This is a genomic window from Skermanella sp., from assembly GCF_059503625.1.
The window spans coordinates 1-2,238 of sequence record NZ_JCACHA010000482.1; the positions used below are offsets into that span (position 1 = coordinate 1).

Sequence of the window (2,238 nt, forward strand, 5' to 3'; positions counted from 1 at the left end):
GGTCATTGGGGGTCACCCAGTGCGGATGGGCTGGTGTGCCCCCGGTTATCGCCAGCAGCGCTGCTGCCAGCCGGCGCGCCGACGGTGAGGCCGCTGGTTCGGCATACAGGATCGTCCACGCCTCCCGGATCGCCTCGTCAATCTCCAGCTCAGTCACGCTCATCACCAGCAACCGCTTCTCAGGGATCCTGCATATCCCGGAACTGCATTACAGAACCAGTTAGAAGATCGATGGACCGCGCGCCTCGTGCGGACCGCTTGGAGCGTGATGGTTGCCGTTGGGCGTCAATCCATTCCCCAGCCTCACTTCAAACATGAAACGACCTGGAGTTCGTGACTGTTGAGACATCGTGTTGCTTTCGCTTCGTCAGGAAGGAGAGGTAATGCCAGAAAGGGTCTGTCTGGTCACCGGGGGCAGTGCAGGGATTGGCGAAGCGCTTTGCCGCAGCTTGCTCGCTGAGGACGCACGTGTCGTCAACTTCGACATTCAGCCGCCCCGTGTCGAGCATCAGCGGCTGCATTTCCACCAGGTAGACTTGACCGACACACTGGCGACGCGCAATGCCGCCGAGGCCGTCACGAACCAGTATGCCATCACCGAGCTGGTCAACAACGCCGGCTCCACCCGCCCCGGCCGTGTCGAGGCGGCGACCCTCGCGGATCTCGACCATGTCGTCAGGCTGCACCTGTCGACGAGCCTGATTCTGACCCAGGCGGTACTTCCGGCAATGAAGAAGAACCGTCACGGTCGGATCGTCAACGTGTCGACACGGGCAGTTCTGGGAAAGCCCGAGCGCAGCGTCTACTCGGCGACCAAAGCCGGTCTGCTCGGCTTCACGCGGACCTGGGCCATGGAGCTGGGAGAGCATAGGATCACTGTCAACGCAGTCGCGCCCGGGCCGATCGCGACCGACCTGTTCATGCAGAGCAACCCGGCCGACAGTCCGCAGACCCGCCGTATCATGGACAGCATTCTGGTCGGGCGGTTTGGTACGCCGGAAGACGTGGCACGGGCCGTCATGTTCTTCCTGGCCCCCGAGAGCGGGTTCATCACCGGGCAGGTGCTCTATGTCTGTGGCGGAACCACGCTTGGTACCGCCCCGCTCTAAGGCAGCGGATCACAGGGGAGGCAAAATGACTATGCATCATTACATTGCGCGGCGTTTCGGCCGTTTTACTGCCCTGGCGCTGGGTCTGGCGCTCATGGTCGCGGCGCCGGCACACGCGGTCTACCCAGAGCGACCGGTGACGATGATCGTGCCGTTCTCGGCCGGTGGCACGACGGACATTCTGGCCCGCATCGTCGGCGAGGAGTTGAGCAAGCGGCTTGGCCAGCAGATCGTGATCGACAACCGTGCGGGCGCGGGCGGCAACACCGGCACGGCGGTTGTTGCCAAAGCGGCACCCGACGGCTACACCCTGGTCATGGGCACAATCGGCACCCACGCCATCAATTCTTCGATCTACAAGCGCATGCCCTACGATCCGGTGCGCGATTTCGCCCCGGTGTCGATCGTAGCGGTCGTACCGAACGTTCTGGTCGCCCATCCATCCGCACCTTTCCACACGGTGGCGGAACTGATCTCCTACGCCAAAGCGAACTCCGGCAAGCTGAACTTCGCCTCCTCGGGCAACGGCTCCTCGATCCACCTGTCCGGTGAGATGTTCAAGGCGATGACCGAAACCAACATCGAGCACATTCCCTACAAAGGCAGTGGACCGGCCGTAGTCGACATGATCAGCGGCCAGGTGCCGTTGATGATCATGTTCGACAATCTGCCCTCCTCGCTGCCGCAGATCAAAGCTGGCAAGCTGATGGCGCTCGGCGTGACATCGGCGGCCCGCACGCCGATCCTGCCGGAAGTGCCGACGATCGCCGAGGCTGGCCTGCCAGGATATGAGGCGACACCCTGGTTTGGTGTTCTGGCGCCATCCGGAACGCCCAAGGAGATCATTGATCGGCTGAACAGCGAGATCGTCGCCATTTTAGGCGTGCCGACAGTCAAGGAGAGGCTGCTTGAGCAGGGGGCGGAACCGGTCGGCGATACGCCGGAGCACTTTGCTGAGGTTATCAAGACGGATTTGACGAAGTGGGCTTCTCTGATTGAAAAGGCGGGCATTTCAGTTGACTGATCGGGCTTTGTCAGATCTCGGGGCAGCTTGTTGGGAAAGGCCTTGGCGGATAAGTGTCCGTCCGGAAAAAGCTTGAGGCATTGGAATCGCTTATGATTCCCTGAT

Annotated in this window: 2 protein-coding genes; both read left to right on the top strand. The window is 61.7% G+C overall.

The features are described 5' to 3' along the window. Positions 1 to 383 precede the first annotated feature (383 nt). Entirely contained in the window at positions 384 to 1,109 is a 726-nt protein-coding gene (locus AC5JJ6_RS10590) for an SDR family NAD(P)-dependent oxidoreductase (protein WP_496042002.1), read from the top strand. A 25-nt stretch (positions 1,110 to 1,134) separates the two neighbouring features. Then, positions 1,135 to 2,133: a Bug family tripartite tricarboxylate transporter substrate binding protein gene (locus AC5JJ6_RS10595; RefSeq protein WP_496042003.1), complete on the top strand. Its 999-nt coding sequence runs from the start codon at positions 1,135 to 1,137 to the stop codon at positions 2,131 to 2,133. Positions 2,134 to 2,238 lie beyond the last annotated feature (105 nt).

What these genes read in the sequence shown, in the direction of transcription:
- AC5JJ6_RS10590 (WP_496042002.1), top strand. Translation starts at nt 384, where the DNA reads ATGCCAGAAAGGGTCTGTCTGGTCACCGGGGGCAGTGCAGGGATTGGC.
- AC5JJ6_RS10595 (WP_496042003.1), top strand. Translation starts at nt 1,135, where the DNA reads ATGACTATGCATCATTACATTGCGCGGCGTTTCGGCCGTTTTACTGCC.